The sequence below is a fragment of the Priestia sp. P1_B12_1 genome (assembly GCF_056406695.1).
Window position 1 is genome coordinate 425041 of record NZ_JBFTZR010000002.1, and the last position, 26417, is coordinate 451457.

The 26417-nt window shown below is 39.5% G+C and carries 25 protein-coding genes and 1 pseudogene; 18 read left to right on the forward strand and 8 right to left on the reverse strand.

Features of this window, described 5'->3' with window-relative positions; genetic code table 11:
- Positions 1-3: 3 nt before the first annotated feature.
- Positions 4-318, reverse strand: coding sequence for a winged helix-turn-helix transcriptional regulator (locus AC1D0Y_RS07705; RefSeq protein WP_028407725.1), 315 nt, complete (start codon positions 316-318; stop codon positions 4-6).
- Between the two features lie 289 nt (positions 319-607).
- On the opposite strand from AC1D0Y_RS07705, the gene AC1D0Y_RS07710 reads away from it, so the two are divergent.
- Together AC1D0Y_RS07710 and gdh are read left to right on the forward strand one after the other, a co-directional pair.
- Positions 608-1459, forward strand: a complete 852-nt coding sequence (locus AC1D0Y_RS07710) for a RhaT/GlcU family sugar-proton symporter (protein ID WP_025749619.1) — start codon at positions 608-610, stop codon at positions 1457-1459.
- A gap of 61 nt (positions 1460-1520) precedes the next feature.
- A complete protein-coding gene (gene gdh / locus AC1D0Y_RS07715; protein WP_025749618.1) occupies positions 1521-2306 on the forward strand; it encodes a glucose 1-dehydrogenase in 786 nt (261 codons plus the stop codon).
- 159 nt (positions 2307-2465) lie between these two features.
- On the opposite strand, the gene AC1D0Y_RS07720 is transcribed toward gdh, so the two are convergent.
- On the reverse strand, positions 2466-3428 hold the full coding sequence (locus AC1D0Y_RS07720) for a bile acid:sodium symporter family protein (RefSeq protein ID WP_477707431.1): 963 nt from the start codon (positions 3426-3428) through the stop codon (positions 2466-2468).
- Positions 3429-3629: 201 nt separating this feature from the next.
- On the opposite strand from AC1D0Y_RS07720, the gene AC1D0Y_RS07725 reads away from it, so the two are divergent.
- The 3 genes from AC1D0Y_RS07725 (at position 3630) to AC1D0Y_RS07735 (ending at position 5548) form a co-directional block, all read left to right on the forward strand.
- Positions 3630-3830 (forward strand): DUF3311 domain-containing protein, encoded by a 201-nt coding sequence (locus AC1D0Y_RS07725; RefSeq protein WP_013055761.1) that lies wholly within the window; start codon positions 3630-3632, stop codon positions 3828-3830.
- A complete protein-coding gene (locus AC1D0Y_RS07730; RefSeq protein ID WP_477707432.1) occupies positions 3827-5290 on the forward strand; it encodes a sodium:solute symporter family protein in 1464 nt (487 codons plus the stop codon). Before AC1D0Y_RS07725 ends, AC1D0Y_RS07730 begins: the two co-directional genes overlap by 4 nt.
- A gap of 84 nt (positions 5291-5374) precedes the next feature.
- Entirely contained in the window at positions 5375-5548 is a 174-nt protein-coding gene (locus AC1D0Y_RS07735) for a hypothetical protein (RefSeq protein ID WP_169305226.1), read from the forward strand.
- Positions 5549-5641: 93 nt separating this feature from the next.
- Here the strand turns inward: AC1D0Y_RS07735 and AC1D0Y_RS07740 are convergent, their stop codons facing one another.
- Complete coding sequence (locus AC1D0Y_RS07740) at positions 5642-5797, reverse strand: hypothetical protein (protein ID WP_013055763.1); 156 nt, start codon at positions 5795-5797, stop codon at positions 5642-5644.
- Positions 5798-6108: 311 nt separating this feature from the next.
- Here AC1D0Y_RS07740 and AC1D0Y_RS07745 point away from each other — a divergent pair, with 311 nt between their 5' ends.
- From AC1D0Y_RS07745 to AC1D0Y_RS07795, 11 genes and pseudogenes are all read left to right on the forward strand, one after another.
- The gene (locus tag AC1D0Y_RS07745; RefSeq protein WP_060746551.1) at positions 6109-7416 is read left to right on the forward strand and encodes a sensor histidine kinase; all 1308 of its coding nucleotides are present in this window, start codon (positions 6109-6111) and stop codon (positions 7414-7416) included.
- A gap of 1 nt (position 7417) precedes the next feature.
- Entirely contained in the window at positions 7418-8341 is a 924-nt protein-coding gene (locus AC1D0Y_RS07750) for a response regulator (protein WP_028407729.1), read from the forward strand.
- A 216-nt stretch (positions 8342-8557) separates the two neighbouring features.
- Positions 8558-9829, forward strand: coding sequence for a cation:dicarboxylate symporter family transporter (locus AC1D0Y_RS07755; RefSeq protein ID WP_028407730.1), 1272 nt, complete (start codon positions 8558-8560; stop codon positions 9827-9829).
- A gap of 337 nt (positions 9830-10166) precedes the next feature.
- Positions 10167-10346 (forward strand): YfhD family protein, encoded by a 180-nt coding sequence (locus AC1D0Y_RS07760; protein WP_013055768.1) that lies wholly within the window; start codon positions 10167-10169, stop codon positions 10344-10346.
- 509 nt (positions 10347-10855) lie between these two features.
- A complete protein-coding gene (locus tag AC1D0Y_RS07765) occupies positions 10856-11320 on the forward strand; it encodes a C40 family peptidase (RefSeq protein ID WP_060746550.1) in 465 nt (154 codons plus the stop codon).
- 195 nt (positions 11321-11515) lie between these two features.
- Positions 11516-12391, forward strand: coding sequence for an N-acetylmuramoyl-L-alanine amidase family protein (locus tag AC1D0Y_RS07770; RefSeq protein ID WP_477707433.1), 876 nt, complete (start codon positions 11516-11518; stop codon positions 12389-12391).
- Between the two features lie 217 nt (positions 12392-12608).
- A complete protein-coding gene (locus AC1D0Y_RS07775; RefSeq protein WP_477707434.1) occupies positions 12609-16421 on the forward strand; it encodes an Ig-like domain-containing protein in 3813 nt (1270 codons plus the stop codon).
- 183 nt (positions 16422-16604) lie between these two features.
- Entirely contained in the window at positions 16605-17447 is an 843-nt protein-coding gene (locus tag AC1D0Y_RS07780) for an aldo/keto reductase (RefSeq protein WP_286127999.1), read from the forward strand.
- A gap of 135 nt (positions 17448-17582) precedes the next feature.
- A pseudogene (locus AC1D0Y_RS07785) lies at positions 17583-17830 on the forward strand (hypothetical protein).
- 86 nt (positions 17831-17916) lie between these two features.
- Entirely contained in the window at positions 17917-18084 is a 168-nt protein-coding gene (locus AC1D0Y_RS07790; protein ID WP_013055774.1) for a Fur-regulated basic protein FbpA, read from the forward strand.
- Positions 18085-18133: 49 nt separating this feature from the next.
- On the forward strand, positions 18134-18337 hold the full coding sequence (locus AC1D0Y_RS07795; RefSeq protein WP_016766443.1) for an IDEAL domain-containing protein: 204 nt from the start codon (positions 18134-18136) through the stop codon (positions 18335-18337).
- Between the two features lie 528 nt (positions 18338-18865).
- On the opposite strand, the gene AC1D0Y_RS07800 is transcribed toward AC1D0Y_RS07795, so the two are convergent.
- The 5 genes from AC1D0Y_RS07800 to AC1D0Y_RS07820 form a co-directional block, all read right to left on the reverse strand.
- Positions 18866-20221 carry an arsenic transporter gene (locus tag AC1D0Y_RS07800; protein WP_025749607.1) on the reverse strand — a complete coding sequence of 452 codons (1356 nt, stop codon included), beginning with the start codon at positions 20219-20221 and terminating at the stop codon, positions 18866-18868.
- A 228-nt stretch (positions 20222-20449) separates the two neighbouring features.
- A complete protein-coding gene (locus AC1D0Y_RS07805) occupies positions 20450-20602 on the reverse strand; it encodes a hypothetical protein (RefSeq protein WP_161968317.1) in 153 nt (50 codons plus the stop codon).
- A gap of 50 nt (positions 20603-20652) precedes the next feature.
- A complete protein-coding gene (gene menC, locus AC1D0Y_RS07810) occupies positions 20653-21762 on the reverse strand; it encodes an o-succinylbenzoate synthase (RefSeq protein ID WP_060746547.1) in 1110 nt (369 codons plus the stop codon).
- Positions 21759-22586 carry a GNAT family N-acetyltransferase gene (locus tag AC1D0Y_RS07815; RefSeq protein WP_225049555.1) on the reverse strand — a complete coding sequence of 276 codons (828 nt, stop codon included), beginning with the start codon at positions 22584-22586 and terminating at the stop codon, positions 21759-21761. The genes menC and AC1D0Y_RS07815 overlap by 4 nt, the downstream gene beginning before the upstream one ends.
- A 26-nt stretch (positions 22587-22612) precedes the next feature.
- Complete coding sequence (locus tag AC1D0Y_RS07820; protein ID WP_114324372.1) at positions 22613-23419, reverse strand: MurR/RpiR family transcriptional regulator; 807 nt, start codon at positions 23417-23419, stop codon at positions 22613-22615.
- Positions 23420-23608: 189 nt separating this feature from the next.
- Between AC1D0Y_RS07820 and AC1D0Y_RS07825 the strand changes: the two genes are divergently transcribed.
- Positions 23609-24979, forward strand: coding sequence for a sigma-54 interaction domain-containing protein (locus AC1D0Y_RS07825; RefSeq protein ID WP_098433511.1), 1371 nt, complete (start codon positions 23609-23611; stop codon positions 24977-24979).
- Between the two features lie 73 nt (positions 24980-25052).
- Entirely contained in the window at positions 25053-26369 is a 1317-nt protein-coding gene (locus tag AC1D0Y_RS07830) for an aspartate aminotransferase family protein (protein ID WP_098333733.1), read from the forward strand.
- The last annotated feature ends 48 nt before the right edge of the window (positions 26370-26417 follow it).

A 26417-nucleotide genomic window follows, 5' to 3' on the forward strand; every position in this document is an offset into this window, starting at 1 on the left:
TTTTTATTTTATCCATGTTTTTGCCCACTTACTGACGGGCCCTAAGATCATACCAAGCTCTGATCCTTTTTTGGTTAAGATATATTCAATGCGAACGGGACGTTCAGGAATAACGTGCCGGATCACAATTCCTTCTTCTTCCAGTTCTTTCATTCGTTCGGTTAACATTCGTTTACTTAAAGAAGGAATGCTGCTGTGAATTTCACTAAAGCGTTTAGGACCGCTCATCAGAACATAAATAATTAGTCCATTCCATCTTTTTCCGATTATATCAAATGTTTTCCACACTTTTGGACATAACTCATCAAAATCATTCATTCATGCCACCTACTTTATTGTATATAGGATATTAAAAGTAACCACTATAATGTTATTATATACTAACATTTGGATAATGAAAAGGCTATCTTTTTTTATTTTCAAAACTTTCAGTAGCTTGGAAACGCTGTATTGTAAAGTATTTAAAAAAAGTCACAAAATCGACATATTATTGTTGACGTATCAAGAAAAAAGGTCTAAGATTGGTTACATAAAGTTACCTAGTTAAACAAAAGGTACTTTAAATTTACAATTACATCAAGAGTTTGAGAAAGAAGGTTAGTATCAAATGGATATCCTTTTGGCTATTCTTCCTGCGATTTTCTGGGGAAGTATTGTCCTGTTCAACGTTAAATTGGGCGGAGGTCCTTACAGTCAAACGCTTGGGACTACAATTGGTGCGCTGATCTTTTCAGCCGTTATTTATTTCGTAGTTCATCCCGTATTGACGCCGCTTATTTTTATTGTCGGAATCGTTTCAGGATTATTTTGGGCAGTTGGGCAAAGTAATCAGTTGAAAACGATTGATTATATTGGTGTTTCAAAAACCATGCCAATTTCAACTGGTATGCAGCTTGTGACGACATCACTGTTCGGTGTTATCGTATTTCATGAGTGGTCAACAACAACAACCGTTATTTTAGGCGTGTTAGCTCTTATCTTTATTGTTATTGGTATTGTGTTAACATCACTAGAAAGCGAAAAAAATGCAGAGCAATCTGGACAATTCAAAAAAGGGATTATTACCCTTATTATTTCAACAATTGGATACTTAGTGTATGTAGTTGTCGCTCGTTTATTTAATGTAGACGGCTGGTCGGCGCTATTCCCACAAGCTATTGGTATGTTAATTGGTGGACTTATACTTACTTATAAACACAAACCGTTTAATAAATACGCAATTCGCAACATTATTCCAGGCCTCATTTGGGCAGCTGGTAATATGTTCTTATTTATTTCTCAACCTAAAGTAGGGGTTGCAACAAGCTTCTCATTATCACAAATGGGAATTGTTATTTCAACGCTTGGCGGTATCTTCTTATTAGGAGAAAAGAAAACAAAGCGTCAGCTTATTTCGATTACGATTGGTATTGTGCTCATCATTTTAGGTGGCGTATTCCTCGGAATGGCTAAAAGTTAATGTTTACGTAAAAGTTAATGATAGTATGTAGAATAAATGAAAACACTAGGAGGATTTTATTATGTATACAGATTTAAAAGATAAAGTAGTTGTAATTACAGGTGGATCAACAGGTTTAGGACGTGCAATGGCTGTTCGTTTCGGTCAAGAAGAAGCAAAAGTTGTTATTAACTATTACAACAATGAAGAAGAAGCTTTAGATGCGAAAAAAGAAGTAGAAGAAGCAGGCGGACAAGCAATCATCGTTCAAGGCGACGTAACAAAAGAAGAAGACGTTGTAAATCTTGTTCAAACAGCTATCAAAGAATTTGGTACATTAGACGTTATGATTAATAACGCTGGTGTTGAAAACCCAGTTCCTTCTCATGAGCTATCTCTAGATAACTGGAACAAAGTTATTGATACAAACTTAACAGGCGCATTCTTAGGAAGCCGTGAAGCGATTAAATATTTCGTTGAAAACGACATTAAAGGAAATGTTATCAACATGTCTAGCGTTCACGAAATGATTCCTTGGCCATTATTTGTTCACTATGCAGCAAGTAAAGGCGGTATGAAACTAATGACGGAAACATTGGCTCTTGAATATGCGCCAAAAGGTATCCGCGTAAATAACATTGGACCAGGTGCGATGAACACACCAATTAACGCAGAGAAATTTGCAGATCCAGAACAACGTGCAGATGTAGAAAGCATGATTCCAATGGGTTACATCGGTAAACCAGAAGAAGTAGCAGCAGTTGCAGCATTCTTAGCATCATCACAAGCAAGCTATGTAACAGGTATTACATTATTTGCTGATGGTGGTATGACGAAATACCCTTCTTTCCAAGCAGGAAGAGGCTAATAGTTTTAGAAAGAAGAGACATGGCAAAAGCGCCATGTCTCTTTTTCTATACCTAAGCGAATGCCACCCCCCTTTCGGCGTTGGTGGCATTCGCCTAGGTAAAAACTTTTTGGGAAGAGTTAAGGGAGCTTTTTGTGCTTCCCTTATAAGTTTATTGTATCAGCCAGCCATTTTTTTATCAGACGATGGCTGGTTTTTGTCTTTTAGTTTGCTGAAGATAAAGGCAAGAACTGAGCCTGAAATGTTGTGCCAGACGCTGAAGATGGCGCTTGGGACAGCGGCTAGCGGCGAAAAGTGAGTGGAAGCGATAGTGACGCCGAGCCCTGAGTTTTGCATGCCAACTTCCATTGCCACCGCTTTTTGTTTGGCTAGATCCATTCCGCATAAGCGGGCAAAGAAGAAGCCGATTGTGAAACCAAGAATGTTGTGAAGAACAACTACGGCAAAAATGATACCGCCTGTTTTAGCAAGCTGTGCTTGGCTTCCTGCCACAACGGCAGATACGATCAAGACAATCGCGACTACTGAAACAAGGGGAAGAGCTTTGGAACTTGCTTCTGCAGCTTTTCCAAAAAACTTTTTGATCGTAAATCCAAGAGCAAGCGGAATGATGACAACTTGTATAATGGAAATAATAAGAGACATGATATCAATATCGACCCACTTGCTTGCAAATAATAAAATGAGAAGCGGTGTAACAATCGGTGCTAAAATGGTTGAAACAGAAGCGATAGCAACTGCGAGCGCAACGTTTCCTCGAGCCAAAAAGACCATTACGTTTGATGATGTGCCGCTTGGACAGCAGCCTACTAAAATAACGCCCACTGCTATTTCTTTTGGTAAATCTAAGCCAATCGCCAAACCGAATGCAAGAAGCGGCATAATGATAAAATGTCCCACCACGCCTAGTGCTACTTCTTTCGGTCTTCGAAATACTTCGCTGAAATCAGACGCTGACATCGTTAATCCCATTCCAAACATGACAATTCCTAAGAGCGGAACGATGTACTTTCCAATCCATACAAAGTGCTCTGGGAATGAGTAGGCAATAACGGAAATTAAAATAACCCAAAGCGTAAACGTTTTTCCTGCAAATGTACTGATTTTCTCTATTGTTTTCATCTGTACGATACCTCCTGCGAACTATAAGAAGAAATTATACTATTTATTCTGAAAAATGAAAACAGTATTTTTGTAAAATAGTACAGAATATTTTATCTTTTGGAGATTATTTCAGTTTAAATGCAAGCATTCCTTCATTTAATACACGGAATATGTGGTAATATAAAGAAGTTAGTTTTAGAAAGTCGGAGGAGTTTAGTCATGAAATTTATCTATATTTTGTCTGTCCTTCCGTTCGTAGGCATATTAGGTTTTCTCCCTTTTGTTAATCGAGTCACTCCGTTTGTTCTCGGTATGCCGTTCAATATGTTTTGGATGGTGATATGGGTGGTGCTTACGTCCATTATTTTAGGGGTTATGTACAAGCTTGATCCCAGAAATCGGGAAGGGGAAGAAGAATGAATAGTGCACTTATTATTATTTTACTATTTTTAGTGGCCGCTATTTTTCTTGGCATACGATCAACCAAAGGCAAGGATATGAACTTGGAGCAGTGGACGGTAGGCGGCCGCGGTTTCGGGGCTATTTTAGTGTTTGTGCTGATGGCCGGAGAAATCTATACAACGTTTTCGTTTCTAGGCGGAAGCGGATGGGCTTATGGAAAAGGAGCTCCTGCACTTTATGTGTTAATTTATATTAGCTTATCATATGTCTTATCATACTGGCTTCTTCCTGTTATTTGGAAGTATGCAAGAGATCATAAGCTCGTCTCGCAGCCTGATTTTTTTGTAAGCAAATATAAAAGCCCTTACCTTGGTGTGCTTGTAGCTGCTGTAGGAGTGATTGCTGTCATTCCTGTTATTGTTGTGCAGTTAAAAGGATTGGGGATTATTGTATCACAAGCATCATACGGCGCCATTTCAATGCCGGCAGCCATTTGGATGGGAGCTATCAGTTTAACGCTGTATGTTATGATATCCGGTATCCACGGTTCTGCATGGACGGCCGTTATTAAAGACATTATGATGCTTGCTGTGATTGGATTTTTAGGCATTTATTTACCTTTCCATTATTACGGAGGATACGGTCCGATGTTTGAAGCGGTGAATACAGCGAAGCCAGGGTTTTTAAAGTTTCCTGACCAAGGATTGAGCGTCTCGTGGTTTATTTCGACCGTTATTTTACTAGTACTTGGTTTTTATATGTGGCCGCAGGTGTTTAGTTCAAGCTATACAGCGAAAAATGCAAAGGTATTTCGTAAAAATGCAATCATTAGTCCTCTTTATACGCTGATGCTGCTCTTTGTATTTTTTGTTGGATTTGCAGCTATTTTAAAAGTTCCTGGTTTAAGCGGAGGAGACGTGGATCTTGCGCTATTACGGATCTCAATCCAAACTTTTGATCCTTGGTTTATTGGAATTATAGGAGGAGCTGGTTTGCTGACAGCGCTTGTGCCGGGGTCGATGCTGTTAATGAGTGCGTCAACGCTGCTGGCTAAAAACATATACAAACCGTTTGCGCCTCAAGCAAGCGAAGCGCGTATTGCTCGTTTAGCCAAAAGCTTTGTACCGGTTGTGGCTCTCATTTCTGTTTACTTTACCCTAAACGGAGGAACGACGCTGTCAACGATTATTTTAATGGGCTATAGTCTAATGACACAGCTGTTTCCATCTCTGCTTTTCAGCTTGAAGAAAAATAACTTTGTAACGAAACAAGGAGCAGCGTGGGGGATTGTTGCTGGAATTATTGTAGTGGCCTATATTACAATCAGCGGATCTACTATTGGTACGTTGTTCCCGTCACTGCCTCAGCAAATGAAAGATATCAACGTCGGATTTATTGCGCTGCTTATCAACTTTATCGTAATGTGGGGAGTCAGTATGCTCACAAAGCAAAACGAGGCTGGGACAAAAGTATGTTAGACGAAGTGAAAACGAACCATTGATCAACACGTTTGATTAGTGGTTCGTTTTTTTGTTAGGGTCAACGTTACATCCTTCTAGCAGTTGATTGGAGGGCAAGACGAAGACTCCTGCGGGAAAAGCGGAACAGGTGAGACCCCACAGGAGCGCAAGCGACGAGGAGGCTCAGCGGCCGCCCGCGGAAAGCGAAGTCTTACACGGAAATCAACTGCGGTGTCACAGGCAGTTCAGCTCATGTATCAGCCTAGTTTTTTCTAATCAAACAGCAAAGAGCCAAAGGAACTGGATCATCCTTTGGCTCTTTATGTGGCTTTTAACCAATAATTTGTAAAATTTCCTACATCAACTGATTTACGCTAAAGCGGGAACTCGGTCGTTATAGTAAATAACTTCCGATAGGATCTTACACCCTTTAATCTCCTGAAACGTCTTTTTTGCCTCTACCTCTGATTCAAATTCAAACATAGTCGGACTTTGGTTTTTCGAGTAAACGGTAATGATCCACATTGTAAAATAAGCTCCCCCTGTAAAATAATAGTTTTCCTTTTTAGTGTAGCTATCAGGTGATGTAATAATAATTGAATAGTTGTGATACAGCCTCACATTTTAAAAGGTACTTCTACTATACAACAAAAATTACAAAATAAAACAAGAAAATCTAAAAAACTACAGAGAATAATGAAAGAGAATAAATAACCGTTTATATATGGGCTATATTTATAAATGGAAGTAGGGATGTAAAAAAATATAGAGAAGAGCGATTGTCTTTTAGATTGCTAAACTATATACTTATGTTCAAAAAGTGCGGGAAGTGAACGATGAAAGTTGATACGGTAGTAAAAAAAGATGTTTTACTCATTCTGGTAATGATAGTCGTTGTGCCGCTAGCAGGAGAGCTTAAATATTATCCTTTTCATGATACGTATAGAGTTAGCTTTGCTGTGCCCATTTTTTTCTTTTCACTGCTGCTTTTAAGAAAGGTATCTCCTGTAATACCAGGTATTTTAGTTGCGAGTGCTATAGTGGGCTTTCGGATGTACCTTGACTGGTATAACTACGAATCATTTGATTTTCTGCATTCTTTGCAGATCAGGTGTTCAGCGGGGATTTATTATCTCGTTTATGCCATTTCTTTTTCGTGGTTTAAAATTAACGATTTTCATTCAAAGCCTTGGATTATTGGCATATGGAGCATCATTATCGAAACGGTTTCAGGCGGGATGGAATTGCTTTGTATGTATGTGATGGTTCACCATCATATTGTGTTTCCAGAGTTCATGCAAATTTTTATTGTAGGCGTCTTTCGAAGTTTCTTTGTTTTATGTCTGTTTAGCATGATCAAACTTTACGAAGGGCAGCTGAGAGAACGACAAATCTCTCAAAAAAATGATCAGCTGCTTGTTGTGCTTTCAAATTTATATGAGGAATCCATTCATTTGAAAAAAACGCTGCAGGACGCTGAAAGAATTACGAAAAAGTCGTATGATTTGTATGAAGAATTACACGAAGCGGATATAAATCAGCTTACTTCGCTGCACGAATTTAGCCAAAAAGCATTACAAATTGCAGGAGAAGTACATGATATTAAAAAAGACAACCAGCGGATATCAGCAGGACTGTCCAAGGTCATTACAAAAGAAGAATTTTCTGAGTATATGGAAATCGAAAGTCTGCTTCAAATCGTCATGCGCAGCAACGAAAAATATGCGGCGATGTTAGCAAAAGATATTCATTTTTCATATTCGATTTTAGGAGAGCATCCTCGCTATCACGTGTACTTGTTTTTATCATTAATTAATAACCTAGTAACGAATGCGGTCGAAGCGATTGAAGAAGAAGGCGCGATTATTATCGATGTATGTCGAGAAGAAGACCGCATTTTATTGTATGTAAGAGATAGCGGTCCCGGAGTGAAAAAAAGGCATGAACGTCTCATTTTCAAAGCGGGATTCACATCCAAATATGCAAAGGACGGAACGCCTTCTACGGGTCTTGGGCTTGTCTACGTTAAGCAAATGACCGAGCAGCTGGGAGGGAATATTCAATTTGTTAATCTGTCTCCAAGCCCCGGTGTTCAATTTGCTATAGATTTACCTATTTCTACGTTAATGGGGGATAAGGACTAATATGCGATTTTATATCATAGATGATGACGAAGTCTTTCGTTCAATGTTAGCCGAAATTATTGAAGATAATGATCTAGGGGAGGTTATAGGAGAAGGAGAAGACGGGATCGTGTTAAATGATCAAGTTTCTTTATTGCAGCAGATCGATATTTTATTTATTGATTTATTAATGCCGATTCAAGACGGAATCGAAACCGTGCGCAAAATAAAGGATAGTTTTAAAGGGAAAATTATTATGATGTCACAGGTAGAAACGAAAGATTTGATTGGAAAAGCCTACTCGCTTGGCATTGAATACTATATCACGAAGCCGCTTAATCGTATGGAAGTGCTCATGGTCATTCAAAAAGTAATTGAACGAATTCATGTTCAACAATCAATGGAGAAAATTCAAGAATCGTTAAATACCGTACTTAATATAGGAAATCAGCAAAAAACGCCTTCTTTTGGTAAAAAAGAAAGCGATCCGGCAGAAGCGTGCAGGTTTCTTTTAAGAGAACTTGGGATTTTAGGAGAAAGCGGAAGCAAAGATTTGATTGAAATCATCAATTACTTGCATCAAACGGAAAAAAGCACGATGTATGAACAGCATTTTCCTTCTCTCAAAGAGATTTTTGAGAAAATTACCGTGAGAAAGCTTGGTTCATCTTTTTCAGAAGACGTGCTGCAAAAAGAAATGAAAGCAGCTGAGCAGCGAGTAAGAAGAGCTATTTATCAGTCTTTAAATCATTTGACTTCTCTTGGTATGGTTGACTTCTTTAATCCTAAATTTGAAAATTACGCTTCTAAGTTTTTCGATTTTTCAATGGTGCATCAGCGCATGAGAGATATAGAAAAAGGGACGGGAAAAAGCAGCACTCCGAGTCGTATAAACGTAAAAAAATTTATTCAAATGCTCTATTATGAAGTCAAACAAACGCTGTAGTAAAAAAACTACAGCGTTTTCATTTTGTAATTTTCTAAAAACTTTTTGTTAGTTTCAGTAGGTTTTTGTTAGATTTTGTGATGCCTATGATAATGTAATCTTATGAATAAAAGAACTACTTAATAAACAGTTCTTAATGGAATTGTATCTGTTGAATACATTAAGTGCAAATAAACAGCTTTGAGCTGTTAGAAAAAAGAAGGAAGGTGCAAAGATATGTTCAAAAAGCTTGGATTAGCAGGACAAATTCTAATTGGTTTGATTGCAGGTATTATTGTAGGGGCTATTTTTTACGGAAATCCTAAAGCAGTTGAAGTGCTCCAGCCAATTGGAGACGTATTCATTCATTTAATTAAAATGATCGTGGTGCCGATTGTTATATCTAGTATCATTGTGGGCGTTGCAGGTGTTGGTGATATTAAGAAGCTTGGTAAATTAGGCGGAAAAACAATTCTTTACTTTGAAATCATTACAACGGTTGCCATTGTTGTAGGCTTATTAGCAGCTAACTTGCTTCACCCTGGTACTGGTGTGGACCGCAGCGGTCTTGAAAAATCAGATATCAGCAGCTACACATCAACGGCAGAAGCTACAGAGCAAAAAGGATTTGTAGAAACATTTGTTCACATCGTTCCAACGAATGTATTTGAGTCAATTGCTGCAGGCGACATGCTGCCAATTATTTTCTTCTCAGTCCTATTTGGACTTGGAATTGCATCAATCGGTGAAAAAGGCAAGCCGGTTTTAAGATTCTTTGAAGGCACGGCAGAAGCGATGTTTTGGGTAACGAATTTAGTTATGAAGTTTGCACCGTTTGGCGTATTTGCATTAATCGGTGTAACCGTATCAAAATTTGGACTAGCGTCTCTGATTCCGCTTAGTAAGCTTGTAATTGTTGCTTACGGCACAATGATTTTCTTTGTGTTAGTTGTGCTAGGACTTGTAGCTAAATGGGCTGGCGTTAACATCTTCCACTTATTAAAAGTGCTAAAAGATGAATTGCTGTTAGCATTTTCAACTGCAAGTTCAGAAACAGTATTGCCGCGTATTATTGCGAAAATGGAAAAGTTCGGATGTCCTAAAGCAATTACATCTTTTGTTATTCCGACGGGATATTCGTTTAACTTAGACGGATCTACTCTTTATCAAGCGCTTGCTGCGATTTTTATCGCGCAAATGTACGGTATTGATATGAGCATTACGCAGCAAATTTCACTGATATTAATTTTAATGGTTACATCTAAAGGAATTGCAGGAGTTCCAGGCGTATCGTTTGTTGTACTGCTTGCAACGCTTGGATCTGTAGGACTTCCGGTAGAAGGGCTTGCTTTTATCGCTGGAATCGACCGTTTGTTAGATATGGGACGTACAGCGGTAAACGTAATTGGAAACTCACTTGGTGCGATTGTCATTTCGAAGTGGGAAGGTCAATTTAACGATAAAGACAAGGAAGCTTACATTAACGAAGTAACAAAAAAAGTATCGTAACAACAAAGAGTCTGGGACAAAAGCATTGTAGTTGAAGAAAGATCCGAACGATTATTCGTTCGGATCTTTTTTATATTGATGTAGATTTTATCTGTGCAGTTGCTTCTAGTTGTTGATTGGAGAACAAGGCGAAGACTCCTGTGGAAAGCTAAATCTTGTATGGAAATCAACGGCCGTGCAACAAGCTATCCATACCAGCTCATTTATCCAACTTATTCGGCTTTAGATGGGATTTATTTCGTTATGTCTCAATCTTTTTTCGTTTGAATTTGCTTTGGGAAATTGGGAATAGTAACTAAAGATGAAAAACAAATGATTGATACAAGGAGGTCTCAACATGGGAAGAGCAAATAATCACAAATCATCACATAACAACAAAGGGTCACTGCCTCAAACACCAAAAGAGTTAAAAATTGCTCCGGATCAAGCAAATGAAGAATTTTCACGTGAGTTAGCGCAGCATCATGATGCTAAAGCGAAACAGGACTTAATTTTGAAACAGCAAAAAGAAAAGTAAAAGAAAAAGAGGCTGGACAAAAGTGTTTTAATTGAAGGGAAATCCGAACGATGAATGGAGATTCTTGATGGAGAATCCAACTCGTTCGGATTTTTTATTGGCATAGTGAACGAAGGTTTCATTTCTATAGTTGCTTCTAGCTTGTGATTGGAGGGCAAGACGAAGACTCCTGCGGGAAAAGCGGAACAGGTGAGACCCCCCAAGGAGCGTAAGTGACGAGGAGGCTCACCGGCCGCCCGCGGAAAGCGAAGTCTTGCACGAAAATCAACTGCCGCGTAACAAGCGATTCATACTAGCTCGTTTATTCGTCTGTAGATTCGATTGACTTAGGTATGTTTCAATCTCTTTTATACATATCTAAAGATAAAAATACCTCAGTAACCATTTTGTAACATTATTTAATCATAGCGTAATAGTTTTTGAGGCTTTTTTCATTATAATTAAACCGAACATATTGAAAAATAAGTTCTATAGAAACGTAACGTTCGGTTACATAATGGAGGAGAAAAATGAAAAAAGCCATCATTGGGTCTATAGCGGCAGCGGCAGTCTTATTTAGCGGAGCCAGTCCGTTTATTGCACCTGCTCAAACAGTAGAAGCAGCGTCATATTCATACAAAGACACGGCTATCGCTACTGGTAAAAAATTAATGGGTGTTCCTTATAAATGGGGAGGTACAACAACAAAAGGTTTTGACTGCTCAGGATTTATTCAATACATTTTTAAAAAGGCTGGAAAAACACTTCCGCGCACAACGGAACAAATGTATCGAGTAGGGACAAGCGTTTCAAAAGCAAAGCTTCAAAAAGGAGATTTAGTTTTCTTTCAAACGTATAAAAAAGGTCCTTCACATGTAGGCGTGTACTTAGGAAATAATCAGTTTCTTCAGGCTTCTACGTCTAAAGGCGTGACGATTACATCTCTTAGCAACAGCTACTGGAAAGCACGTTATATCGGTGCAAAACGGATTTAACTATCCGTCATTTTTTTGGAAAACAACACTACATTATGTAGTGTTGTTTTTGTTTGCATATACATAACATATTGCCAACATTATTTTTAACGTTTTATACAAAAAAATCCATATTCTATGAGATAATAACGTTAACACATTTTGTACTTTAACATAAGGAATATCCCACTCTATTCGAAAGTTTGGTGAGCGAAGATGAAGCGCTTAGTATGGAGTTATGGAATAGGTATTGTTGCAATAGTAGCAGTACTCTCATTTTTCTTTATGATGAAAGGTCAAACAGAGAAAGCTGCCGTTAGCGGAAATGTACCAAAAGCTCATGCGCAGGGAGAAAGAGTGAAGCAGCCCATCTCACAGTTTCAAGCAGTACAGCCTCATGAAGCAAATAATGAAGTGAAAAATGTAAAAAACAACATGCCTGAAAAAGCGGATCCTCCTCCTTTTTTAGTCTACATTGACCCTGGTCATCAATCTCAGGCTAACCTAGAGAAAGAGCCAATCGGACCGGGATCAGCAGAAACGAAAATAAAGGTTTCCGGAGGCACATCAGGCGTAGTGACCAAGAAGCCGGAATACAAGCTGACGTTGGAAGCCTCTATAATATTAAAACAGCTGCTCGAAGAAAAAGGCATAACCGTAAAGCTTACTCGGAGTTCTGATAATGTAGATATCAGCAACCGGGAACGAGCGGAGCTTGCGAACAATTCAAAAGCTGATCTGCACGTACGTATACATGCAGATGGTTCTGAAAATGCTTCTGTAAAAGGATTTTCTGTGCTTACTCCTGCAGAAGATAATTCCTATACAAAGTCTATTTATCAAAGCAGTCTGCAGGCATCTCAAGCTATACTCACAGAGGTGAAAAAAGATCAGTTTGTCGAAGCAGACGGCATTCGCTATCGCAGTGATCTTTCAGGATTTAACTGGTCGACTGTACCTGTAACGCTAGTTGAACTGGGATATATGACGAATCCAGAAGAAGACCGGAACCTGTCTGATCAGGCTTACCTTACAAAGCTGATGAATCATATTGCAGATGGTGTAGCGGCATATGAAGAAATGAAAAAATAAAAGGTGAAAAGACCTATAAAAGCGTGTGACTAAATCAATTGATTTATGTCACACGTTTTTTTTGTCGTTCATATGATATAAAGAAGCGTTTTTTCGACAAAAAAATGGACGAGCAGAAAAGAAAACTAGGTAAAATGCTTTAATTTTTATAAAACTGTGTCGATATAACGAGTGATATTAAAATGCGTTAGACAGTACATGAAAATGGGGGAACAAGATGAGAAAGTTAACGGCATTTGCTTTAGTACTAAGCATACTGCTGTTTCAATTCACGTCGCTTGCTAGCGTGAAAGCTGAAACGGTAGAACCAGTTGTGTCTGTAAAATTAGTAAACTATTTAGGAGATCATCATGCAATTACAATTAAGCCGTCTTATTTATACACTATTAAAAACTCGGATTTGGTCTTAAAAGCAAATATAGAGTATACGGTAACAGCAACAACTCAAGGTGTCACTCTAAAACAAGGAAGCACTGTATTAGGTGATTTTACAAGCTTTGAAATTACACCGTCTCTTTATAAAAATCCCATATCTATTAACGGCAGACAGTACTTAGGAGACGTTGCGTTTACAAATGAAAAAGGAACGTACGTCAGACCTATTAATACGCTGCCGATTGAAGACTATTTAAAAGGCGTTGTGCCAAATGAAGTCTATACATCTTGGAATCTGCAAGCTTTAAAAACTCAGGCAGTAGCAGCGAGAACATACGCAATGAGCTATGCAGGAAAAGTAATCAATGACACGGTAAGCTATCAAGTATACGGTGGCTATACGTGGTACGACAGCACAAACAAAGCAGTAGATGAGACATTCGGACAAGTAGTCACCTACAACAATAAATTAATCAACGCCGTTTTCTCATCAAGCAACGGGGGAAGAACCGAATCAAATAGCAATGCCTGGGGAGGAACTCAGCTTTCTTATTTCCCGGTGAAAGAAGATCCATACGATAAGCAGACGCCGTGGACGTTAGCTATTCAAAAAACGCAAATTGATTTAACCGGAAAAGATTTAGCTAACTATAGCGCTTGGTGGAATACGGTTTCTGAAAAAGATAAAACCGTTACGGATAATTTGAAGTCATGGTTAGTAGCCAATAAGCATCCTGGTAAAACGATTAAAATTACCTCTATTCCAAAGGTGAGTTTTTATGCTCCTTCATCAGGAGGACGTGTGACTAAAGGTGCGATTACAGTGGACTACCTCGTTAAAGGAGATGTAGACAGTGCGCAAAAACTAGTGGTTCATCATTTGGAATTAACGGATTTAACATCGACGAAGCTAAAATCGATGTTAAACAGCCGTGCGATGCTTAGCCTGCTTGTAACGGAAACAAATGAAACAAGCACATCAACAACTTTTAATGGCAAAGGAAATGGACACGGTGTTGGAATGAGTCAATACGGTGCTCAAAAAATGGCAAGCCTAGGAAAAGACTATCGTGAAATTTTAGATTTTTATTATCCAACAACTACTCTTTTAAGTTTTTATACAACAAAATATCCGCGAAAAGAGCAGGAGCAAGAAGCACCGAAAGATACGGTTGCGCCTGATGCACCTTCAGTTAATGCACTAGGAGACAACGAAACATCGCTTACGGGCGTGACAGAACCAAATGCTTCTGTTATTGCAAAAGTGGAAAATGAAGTAATTGGAACGGGTCTTGCTGACGAAGCTGGAAAATTTGCAATTACGATTGCCAAGCAGCCAGCAGATACAAAAGTATCGGTAACGTCTAAAGATGCAGCTGAAAATGAAAGCACGGCCACAGTAGTGACCGTAACGGATCAAACGCCGCCTTCTGTTCCAATTGTAAATGAAGTAAGTGACCAAGATACGACCGTAACAGGCGTAACAGAAGCAAACGCTGCCGTGACGGTAAAAGCGGGGGACGCAACGTTCTCTGCAGTAGCGGATGGTAACGGTACATTTACTGTTTCAATTCCAGTACAAATAGGTGGAACAACAATAGCGGTAAGTGCAAAAGATAAAGCAGGAAACGAAAGCCAAGCGCCTTCTTTTGCGGTTAAATCTACGTTAAAAGCACCGCTTGCACCAAAAGTAAATGAAGTAAGTGATCAAGACACAATGCTTAAAGGAACGGCTGAAGCAAATGCGACGGTCATCGTTAAAAACGGAAGTCTTCAGCTTGCAGCAGGCAATGCAGATGCCAACGGAAATTACAGCATCTCAATTGCGAAACAAAAAGCGGGAAGCACGCTGTCTGTAACGGCTCAAAATGCAGGTGGAACAAGTTCAGCCACTGCGGTAACCGTACAGGATAAAACGGCACCAGCGGCGCCAAAAGTAAACGCAGTAAGTGATCAAGATACAAAAGTTACAGGTACAGCAGAAGCAAATGCGACGGTTACTGTAAAAGTCGGAACAACAACTGTGGGAACGGCTAAAGCAAGTGCAAACGGATCGTTTTCTGTTTCCGTTTCTCTGCAAAAAGCGAATACAAAGCTAAGCGTACAAGCAAAAGATGCAGCAGGAAATAACAGCTCTGCATCGACTATAACCGTTACGGCAAAGCCAAAAGCTCCGGTCAAACCAACAGTTAATGAAGTGAGTGATCGAAGTACAGCCGTTACGGGTACCGCAGAAGCAAATGCGGCGGTTATCATTAAAAACGGAAGTCTTCAGCTTGCAGCTGGTAAAGCAGATGCTAAAGGAAATTACAGCATCTCGATTGCAAAACAAAAAGCAGGAAGCACGCTGTCTGTAACGGCTGGAAACGCAGCGGGCGTAAGTCCAGTTGTAACGGTAACCGTGCAGGATAAAACAGCACCCGTTACACCAAAAGTGAACGCTGTAAGCAATCAAGATACAGTCGTAACGGGAAGCACAGAAGCAGGCGCGGAAGTGCATGTGAAAATTGATAAAAAAGTAATTGGCAAAGGAAATGCCAAATCGGATGGAACGTTCAGCATCACCATTCCAAAGCAGCCTGCTGCTACAAAATTAGCTGTTATTGCAAAAGATGCAGCTAATAACTACAGCTCCAATGCGTTTGTAACGGTTAGTGCCGTACAGACAAAACCAGCGCTTCCAACCGTTAATACGCTTACTGAAAAAAGTACAGCAGTAACGGGAACAGGAGAAAAAAATGCGTCTATTTATATTAAAGTAGGCGGAAAAATTATTGCGAGTGGGAAAATTGATGGAAACGGCAAGTTCAGCGTGAAAATTCCTGCTCAAAAAGCAGGAACAGAAGTAACGGCCGTTTTGCAAAATAAAGTAGGATACAGCCCGTATAAAATTGTAAAAGTACAAGACACAACGCCGCCGGCACCTCCGGCGGTTGATGCTGTTACGTCTTTGTCCACATTTATCTCGGGAAAAACAGAAGCAAATGCTGTGATTACGATTAAAAATGGTACAAAGCTGATCGCATCAGGCAAAGCAGATAGCAAAGGGCAGTTTAAAGTAACTATTCCAAAACAAACACCAGGCGTAAAACTGGCTGTGACGGCAAAAGATGCAGCCAATAACTACAGCTCCAACACGTTTGTAACGGTCAGTGCCGCGCAGACAAAACCAGCGCTTCCAACCGTTAATACGCTTACTGAAAAAAGTACAGCGGTAACGGGAACAGGAGAAAAAAATGCGTCTATTTATATTAAAGCAGGCGGAAAGATTATTGCGAGCGGAAAAATTGATGGAAACGGCAAGTTCAGCGTAAAAATTCCTGCTCAAAAAGCAGGAACAGAAGTAACGGCCGTGCTGCAAAATAAAGTAGGATACAGTCCGTACAAAATTGTAAAAGTGCAAGACACAACGCCGCCGGCACCTCCGGCAGTGAATACCGTTACGTCTTTGTCCACCTTTATCTCTGGAAAAACAGAAGCGAATGCCGTGATTACGATTAAAAGCGGTACAAAGCTGATCGCATCAGGCAAAGCAGATAGCAAAGGGCAGTTTAAAGTAACTATTCCAAAACAAAAGGCAGGCGTAAAGCTGGCTGTGACGGCAAAAGATGCCGCTGGAAATACAAGTTCAGCAGTCAATATAAACGTTAAATAAAAACAAAAAAGAATTCTCTGCGGAGGATTCTTTTTTTAGTGATTTTTAAGTGGGATAGCAGGTTACTAAAAAGTTACCTTAGAACTTTGAAGTGCCTAACTTACTTTAAAGTGGGTTCTATCTTTTTCTTTTTTTCTGTTTCATAATAACAAATGTAAAGAAATTAGCAGGGGGTTTTTTATAATGAGTAATCATTTGCAAGATACAGTAACACTTCACAACGGAGTCAAAATGCCTTGGCTTGGACTAGGTGTATTTAAAGTAGAAGAAGGGCCTGAATTAGCGAACGCGGTGAAAACAGCTATCGTCAAAGGCTATCGCAGCATTGATACGGCAGCTATTTATGGAAATGAAGAAGGTGTAGGAGAAGGAATTCGCCAAGGTCTGAAAGAAGCAGGTCTTTCACGCGAAGACATTTTTGTTACATCAAAAGTTTGGAACGCAGATTTAGGCTATGAAGAGACGCTGGCTGCTTACGAAACAAGCTTACAAAAGCTTGGCTTAGAATATTTAGATCTATACTTAATTCACTGGCCGGTAGAAGGTAAGTATAAAGCAGCGTGGAAAGCATTAGAAACGCTTTATAAAGAAGAAAAAGTAAGAGCCGTGGGCGTAAGTAATTTTCAAATTCATCATTTAGAAGACCTAATGAAAGATACAGACGTTAAGCCTGTTATTAACCAAGTGGAGTATCATCCTCGTTTGACGCAAAAAGAGCTGCATGCTTTTTGTCAAAAGCATGATATTCAGCTAGAAGCATGGTCTCCTCTTATGCAAGGAGAATTGCTAGATAACGATGTGTTAAAAGAAATTGCTGAAAAACACGGTAAATCAGTTGCTCAAATTATTCTGCGATGGGATTTGCAAAACGGAGTTGTAACGATTCCAAAATCGACAAAAGAACATCGTATTGTTGAAAATTCATCGTTATATGATTTTGAATTGGATGCTGAAGATGTAAGTAAAATTAATGAATTAAACCAAAATCACCGAGTAGGTCCAGATCCGGACAACTTTGATTTTTAATAGAAGAACTAAGAAGCTGGGAGAAAAGTATTTTAGCCCAAGTGCAAAACGAACCATTGATCAACTAGTTTGATGAGTGGTTCGTTTTTTTTGTTATGGTGAATACAGCCTCATCTGTTTTGTCCCTTCTAGCAGTTGATTGAAGGGCAAGGCGAAGACTCCTGCGGGAAAAGCGGGACAGATGAGACCCCGAAGGAGTCAAGCGGCGAGGAGGCTCAGCGCCCGCCCGCGGAAAGCGAAGCCTGGCACGGAAATCAACTGCGGTGTCATAAGCGGTTCAGCTCATGTATCTCATTTGTTCGTCTTTAGGCTGGATTCATTTAGTTATGTCCCGGCCTCTTTTTATGCGTTATTACATAAATTTAACATTTTCTTCACAGTAAGCTAAAGGACGGGCCGTATGATAAAGAAAGGTCGTGAAAGATAGAGAAATCATTTCATATTTAAGTGTAAAATAGGCGGTGTAACGATGACAAAACAAGCTTACTCTCACATACAATGTAAAAAAACATCAATGATTGATTTATTGCTGGATGCAGGGGTTTATAAAAAAGGAAATAAGCAGTTATATGAGCTTACGCTTCAAGAGCTAGAAACAGAATACGAAGCTATTTCACAACAGCGCATATCCCGATGAAATTTTGATACATTGCTAGAATTTGTTATAATAGAGGAAAGGATAGGAGTTGATTTATATCGAAAAGCACCCGACAGACTCGCAGCCCATCCGTATGGATATCCTCGATTCTATATTTGCTAAAATGGTATTAAATAAGGCTATCCGAGATTTTAGAAGAGATCAAATTTTACGTGAAGTCGATCAAACATTAGAAGAAAGAAACAAAGAGAAATTTTTTCAATTAATTGAAGAATTAAAATCAATTTCGTAAAAGGCGTTTGCGCGATAGAATTTGATTTTATCATTTTAGCATATAAAAACAGGTAAGAAGCGGCATGCTTAGTTACCTGTTTTTTTGTTGTCTTATTGCAAACGAAGGCCTTACATAAGAAATGAACCTTATCACTGAACAGACAAAAAGAGCAAGTCTAATGTACTCACTCTTTTCAGAAAGGTATGGGTGTTACTGAGAAAATGAATGTCACTCTCTAAATGTTGCGTGTGGGGTTTAGAAAGTTCTATGCAATTGCATATTTTCTAATTCATTCGCTCTATGTATTGTTAAAGTAACAATATAACCATATCTTATCACATGAACGAAATTCGATTCAATATATTTATTGATTTTCTTTTTAAATTGTTCTAAATAATTAGTGAATGTAAAAAAATGTTTTTATTGGGTGAATGTGTATCTATAAAAAAACATTAGAAAAATATAGTGGGTTTTTATAGGAGACATTTGTTTATTTCTGACGGACTGTAAGCTTCAAAAGAGTACAATCCGTCCTGTAAATCAGTATTAAGAAAAAATGAGCTGAACCCAGTAGAATAGGAGGAAAAGCGTAACGATGGTGGTAAGCGGAATAACGATAAGTGATACTTTTAAATAATCTTTCCATTTTACCTTGATATGATTTTCTTTTAAAATATGCATCCAAATAAGAGAAGCCAGTGTTCCAATTGGCAATAAAAGCGAGCCCATATCACTTCCAATAATATTAGCAAGGTAAATAGTTTTAAGAGTAATAGGATCGAGCCCCATTTCAGTCAAGGTAATGGTTCCGACCATTAAAGCAGGGTGATTGTTAAACAAGTTAGAGAGAATGGAAACAAGTCCTCCCATGATAAAGCTTGCTTCAAAAAGCCCTCGATTCACAATTGGTTCGCAAATTTTTACAAGTAGATCTGTCAATCCTACGTTATGCAATCCGTAAATAATAACGTACATTGAAAATGCAAAAACGAAAATGTGCCACGGCGTTTTCTTTAAAATATCAATCGGGTTTGTACGTAAGTGATACCATCTCCAAATAAGTAAGATCAGTGAGCCCAGTACAGCAACCAATTCGATTGGTATGCCGAAATAAGAGGCGACAAATAGGAGACAGCGCATAACAAACACAAATAATAAAACTTTCAGCATAAATTGTGTGCGTTTACGTTTTGTTTCAACAGAAATGCTTCCTTTTAAGGGGTGAAACTGTTTCGTAAAGAAACTCTCTTCTATATCTTTTGAAGCATGCGGCAGTTTTTTTGGCAAATGGCGTTTTACGACCGTATACATGAGCCAAGACATAAATAATAAACCAAGTGTCGCCGGTACAAACATCATCGCCGTGTGCATATAAAGCGACATATGAACAATTTTTAAGGCAATCAAATTGACAATATTACTTACACCTATAGGCGCGCTGGAAGCGGTAGCAATAAGCGCTCCACTTAAAAGGTAGGGGATCTGCTGGTGGGGTTTTAGCTGAAGGTTTTTCAAAAGTAGAATTAAAATTGGAGTGGTAATTAAAATACTGCCGTCATTATTAAATAGTAAAGTCATTAAAAAGCAAAGCAGTTGGATGTACCAATATAATCGGTACCCTGAGCCTTTGGATAAACTCACTAGCCGTGCAGCTGCCCAGTGGAAGAATCCGAAACTTTCTAATATGACGGCCATGACAATGGTGGCAATAATGGTGATAGAAGCGCCGCTTATCTTTCCGAAAATATCAACAATGTCTGATTTGGATACAATGCCTGTAAGCAGGATAATGGCTGCTCCTATGGATGCCGGCCATGCTTCGTTGATGCCGTTTGGCCTCCAAAAAATGACGAGCATTGTCATTGTAAACACGAAAATGGCAATTCCAATTTCAATATTCATCAGTATGCTCCTTTCTTCTAAAATTTGTAATGAATATACCCTTGCATGTCCCTTACACTCTATTTATATTCATTTATTACTAGAAGGATTGTGCATAAGACCATTTTTACTAATATGTTTGTTTATCTTGCCAAGGCACGTGTCATATTGGGAGAGGAGCCTATGAAAAAGAGGCGGGGGCATAACTAAATCTATCCAATCTAAAGAAAAATCAATTGGATAAAGGAGCTAGTAGGCATTGTTTTTTATATTGCTGTTGATTTTCATGCCAGCCTTTGCTTTCTGCTTGTCCCGCAGGCGTCTTCGTCTTGCACAGATAAAAGCCGCTATATACATGAAACCTACACTCACCATATCAATAAAAAAATCCGAACCATTCATCGTTCGGATCTTCCTTTAACTAACATACTTTTGCTCCAGTCTGTTTAAGATTAGCAAGTATAGATTTTTTCGTGTAAAGTTAGCGCTTTTATCTGATCGTGATCAGGTTCGTAGCCGATGCCTGGTGTATCAGGAACGGAAATAATCCCGTTGTCGACCGTGATTTCCGGATGAACGATATCACGCGGCCAGTATTTAGAGGATGCAGCTGTATCTCCGGGAAGCGTAAAATTGGCAAGTGTGGTAATGGCAATATTATGTGCTCGTCCGACACCTGATTCCAGCATACCGCCGCACCATACGGGCACACCGTGGGTTTGACAAAGGTCATGAATTTTTTTGGCTTCTGTTAGTCCGCCTACTCGTCCAATTTTAATGTTAATAATTTGTGTGCTTCCAAGTTTAATAGCTTTTCGAACGTCTTCAGCTGAATGAATGCTTTCATCTAAGCAAATGGGCGTGCGCATGCGGGCCTGCAGTTCAGCGTGATCAATTAAATCATCATGAGCCAACGGCTGTTCAATCATCATTAAATCAAACTCTTCAAGCTGAGCAAGGTGATCAGCATCTGCAAGCGTATAAGCAGAGTTCGCATCAACCATCAGCGGAATAGAAGGGAACTCGTTTCGAACCGCTCGCGTCAAGTTAAGATCCCAGCTTGGCTTAATTTTAATTTTGATCCGCTTATATCCTTCATTCAAGCCGGCTTCAATTTTGCGAAGCGTTTCGTCAATCGTAGGCTGAATGCCAACGCTGAGACCAACTTCAATTTGACTTTTACTGCCTCCTAACGCTTTAGATAGAGAGAGGTTTTGCCTCCGCGCATACAAATCCCAAACTGCGCCTTCTAACGCCGCTTTTGCCATGTAATTGCCTCGAATATGAGCAAAGCGTTCAGATACTTCGTCAGGATGCTGAATTTCTTTCTGTTGAAGCAAAGGAATTAAAAAATCCTCCATAATGTGCCAGTTTGTTTTGAGCGTTTCTTCTTTATAAAAAGGATCGGCGCACGCTACGGATTCAGCCCAGCCGGATCGTCCGTCTTCGCCTTGAATTTCGACTAAAATAAAATCTCGATCCACTTCTTTTCCAAGGCTTGTGGTAAACGGATGAAGTAGATCCATTTTTAAATGCCGTAAAATGACGCGTTTGATCTTCATTTTTGCACCTCTTTTTTCGTTAAAATATAAAAATGAACGGGCGCGCTGCTTTCTGGATGCTTCATGAAGTTTGTTACTTGGAATCCTTTTGCAAAACACGTTTGAAATACGCGTCTTGTTCGCATACGCCAGTCTAATGCCAGAGAAGGAGAGACTTCTTTCATTTGCTGAAACGCAGACGGAATAGCTACAGACACGACGTCATGATCCAACCATCTTTCATCAATATCTGTAACAGAAGGAAATCCTTGATCCGTTAACGTCCATTGAGTAAGCGATGCGTCCATTATTTGATCTGGCGTATAAAGAGGCTGAGCTCGCTTTGTATCCTCTGCGGATGCCCATTCTACAACGAATCGATCAGAAGGCAAGTCAGCATTTAACGGATCATTCATGTCTCCGTAGCAGTTTTCAATATAGGTAGAACAAACGGCTCCAAGCTTTCCAATATTTAAATACCCGTTGGCGCTTTCTAGAGGATCATACGTCCAGCTGATATATGAATAGCCCTTTTTTTTACTTTCTTGTCTCTGCGCATGCTTAAGTTTGGCACCGATACCCATGCTGCGATAGGCAGGGTCAACTGCTAATATATGAGAACATAAATAGACGCACGTTCCGTCAAACCCTGGAAAACTATATTGAAAGCCAATCAGCTTTTCATCTAGAAACGCACCAAGAACAAGACCTCCGTTTTTAACAGCGGTCAAGGTTTGATGAACGGGCGTGGCTTCTTCTTCTCCCCAGACGCGGCTTTCTAATGCGCGTACGTCTTCTAGTTCAGTGGTTGTTGTGAGTGAACGAATCGTTAAGGCTTCAGTCATATTTTTACTTCCTTTCTTTTTATCATCTATTCTAAAAAGATGCCTTGCTCGGCATAGAGCTTTTCCAAGTGTTCTTGTCGTTTTCCAGCCGTTTTTTCATCTCTTTTTTGCATGCTGCTAATGACAATTTGAGATAGGGCAAGAAGCGATAAAATATGTTCGGTTGTTCCGGCTAAAAGCGTGATATCAGCGATTTGACCTACCGGAGACAAACGGCGGTCTGTAATGGCAATTACTTTCGCTCCTTGTTTTTTAGCCTGCTGAGCTACTTCAAGCGCTTCTTTTGTATAGCGCGGCAGTGAAAATACAACAACAGCAGACTCACTAGTAAGATTGCATAGCGTTTCAAGCAAAAATCCTGTTGGAAAAGATAAAAGAACATGATTGCGAAGCTGATTCATTTTATAATACAGCCAGTAGGCTGCCGTATGAGATTCGCGGAAACCCGCAATATACACTTGATCACTTTTGATAAGCGCCTCTACAGCTTGAGATAATTCTTTTTCGTCAACTGGAGAGAGCCATTCATCGAAGATTTTCTTTTCTTCCGCTGCAGAATCAGCTGCAGGTTTGCTAGCTGCTTCTTTTGATTCGGCAGAAGAAAGCCATTCTTTTCGCATTAGCTCCTGCAAATCGGAAAAACCATTTAATCCAAGCGCGTAAGCTAGACGAATAACGGTTGTTTCACTGACACCTGCTTCTTTGCCGATTTGTCCAGCCGTGTACAGCGAGCCTTTTTCCGTGAAATTGACGAGAAACTCCGCCACTTTTTTTTGACCGCGAGAAAGGTCAGGAAATTTATGTTTAATTAATTCTTGAAATGATGGATTCATATAGCCTCCTAAAAAAGAAGTTATAACTTCATAAAAATATATTAATGCATTTTTAACTTCATTTCAATTGCTGTTTCAAAATAAAAAGAAGTCCTCGTGATATAATAAATTGATTATTCAAAAATAAATGCCGTTATTCAAAAACGAATTGTATTTTATTCAAAAATGAATAGAAAGCAGGGAGCATACATGAATTCAGAATGGAATGAAAATCAGTGGATCCTTCATTCATTAAAAGATGATTTGCTTGTCACGGATGAAAAAGGCATCATTGTCCGAATACATGAAGGAACGGGAAACATTTACGATGTAAAAGCTGAAAAACTGTTGGGGAAGTCTGTTTATGAACTTGAAAAACAAGGGTTGTTTACGCCAATCGTCACGCCAATTGTGCTTGAAACAAAGAAGAAAATTACGCTTGTACAAACAACTAAACAAGGCAAGCAGGTACTCGTTACGGGCATTCCTGTCAAAGATGAAAAAGGAGAGATTAAAAGAATAGTTAGCTATTCTCATGATGTGACGGAGCTTATGGAAATGAAAACATATCTTGATGCGATGGAAGGCGAAATGCAGCGCGTAAAGAGCGAGCTTATGCTGCTGCGGAACCAAAATCTATCAACAGAAGGAATTGTATGCAACAGCGAAAAGATGCAGCACGTTCTTCGTACGGCTGTTCACGTGTCGAATGTAGACGTAAATATTTTACTTTTAGGGCAGTCAGGAGTAGGAAAAACGCATTTAGCCAAGCTGATACATAACAAAAGTACAAGAAGCAAAGGGCCATTTATTGAAGTGAACTGCGGGGCGATTCCAGATCATTTATTTGAGGCTGAACTGTTTGGCTACGAAGCGGGTGCTTTTACCGGTGCATCTAAAAATGGAAAAGTGGGACTGGTCGAATTAGCAGATGGAGGTACGCTTTTTTTAGATGAAGTCGGAGAACTGTCACCGGCGCATCAAGTAAAAATTTTAAAGCTCATTCAAGAAAAACAGTTTTATTCCGTTGGGGGAAGAAAGCCTAAAACCGTGGACTTTCGCTTAATTGCAGCGACGAACAAAGATTTAGAAAAAGCTGTTGCTGAAAAAGAATTTCGAGAAGATTTATATTTTCGTTTAAGCGTCGTACCGATTACCATTCCATCTTTGAACGAGCGCCCTGAAGATATTTTTCCGCTGCTCACACATTTTGTCGAGCAGTTTGAAAAGAAATACAACCGAAAAAGAACGTTTGATAATGCGGTTATTCACGCACTGCTTTCCCACGAGTGGAAAGGGAACGTACGAGAGTTAATTAATGTGATTGAACACGCTGTGGTTGTATCTTCGCAAACGCTGATTACAATGGAGCATTTGCCGCATTCTCTGCATAGAAAAAAACGGATTCAGAACGTTGAAGAACATGGGGAAATGAAGCTTAATGACGCGTTAAACGAGCTGGAAAAAGAGATATTAGTAAAAGCAAAAAAACAGTATAAAACGACAACAGAAATAGGGGAAGCACTTGGAATCAGTCAGCCTTCAGTTGTTAGAAAATTAAAAAAACATTCCGTTTTTTAACGTCTTTGGCACGCTCTTTGCATGTAAAACAAGTACAAACACATTACTTGATAGATTGCGAGGAGGAAGTCAGATGACGCAGGCATCACTTACACAGTTAATGAACAGTTTACCCGATTTACTAGCACCAAGCATGGCGAAAGATCATCCTAATTTACCCGTGGTAAAAGCAGAAGGCTGCTACTACTATGGAGCTGACGGAAAAACGTATTTAGATTTTACATCAGGTATTGCAACAGCGAATACAGGTCATCGTCACCCTAAAGTTGTACAAGCGATTAAAGAAAGCGTTGATCATCTTATGCACGGCCCGTCGGGTGTGATTATGTACGAATCTATTTTACAGCTTGCTGAAGAATTAAAAACAGTATTGCCAAGAGGGTTGGACTGCTTTTTCTTTGCCAACAGCGGAACCGAAGCAATTGAAGGAGCGTTAAAACTGGCAAAGTACGTTACGCAAAGACCTTATACGGTTTCGTTTATGGGCTGCTTTCACGGCCGTTCTCTCGGAGCGCTTAGTGTGACAACATCAAAAAGCAAATACCGGAAATTTCTTCAACCATCGGGCTTAACGTATCAAGTGCCTTATGCAGACGCGACTCAGTGTCCAAAAGGAGAAGATCCGGAAATCTACTGCGTGGAAAAGCTGGAAAGAGATTTTGCCACTTTGTTTAAGCATCAAGTCACGCCGGAAGAAGTAGCGTGCATGATTGTAGAGCCGGTTCTTGGAGAAGGCGGCTACGTGATCCCTCCGAAAGCGTGGCTGCAAAAAATAAGAGAAGTGTGTGACAGACACGGCATTCTGCTTATTTTTGACGAAGTGCAAACCGGCTTTGGACGGACCGGCGAGTGGTTTGCAGCTCAAACGTTTGACGTGACGCCTGACATTATGGCAATCGCAAAAGGCATAGCATCAGGACTTCCGTTAAGTGCGACCGTAGCTTCCAAACAGTTAATGGAAAAGTGGCCGATTGGTACACACGGAACAACTTTTGGAGGCAATCCTATTGCTTGTTCAGCAGCACTTGCGACTCTGGACGTATTAAAAGAAGAAAAGCTGATTGAAAACTCAAAAGCAATGGGGAAATATGCAGCGGATCAGCTTCAGCATTTAAAAGCGAAGCATGAAGTTATCGGAAGTATTCGTTCAGTAGGACTAATGATTGGAATTGAAATTATTAATCCAAAAACAAAGCAAGGTGACGGAAATCTTCTTCTTGAGATTTTAGACAAATGTTTGGAAAAAGGAGTGCTGTTTTACCTTTGCGGAAATAGCGGAGAAGTGATTCGAATGATTCCTCCTTTAACGATTACAAAAGAAGAAATTGATGCCGGGCTTCGGGTATTAGATGAAGCATTGACAGAAATCACAAGTCTTCACGTGATCTAAAGCTTTAGGAAGCTCTTTGTTTCAATGAAAGATAGATTGACCCACAAT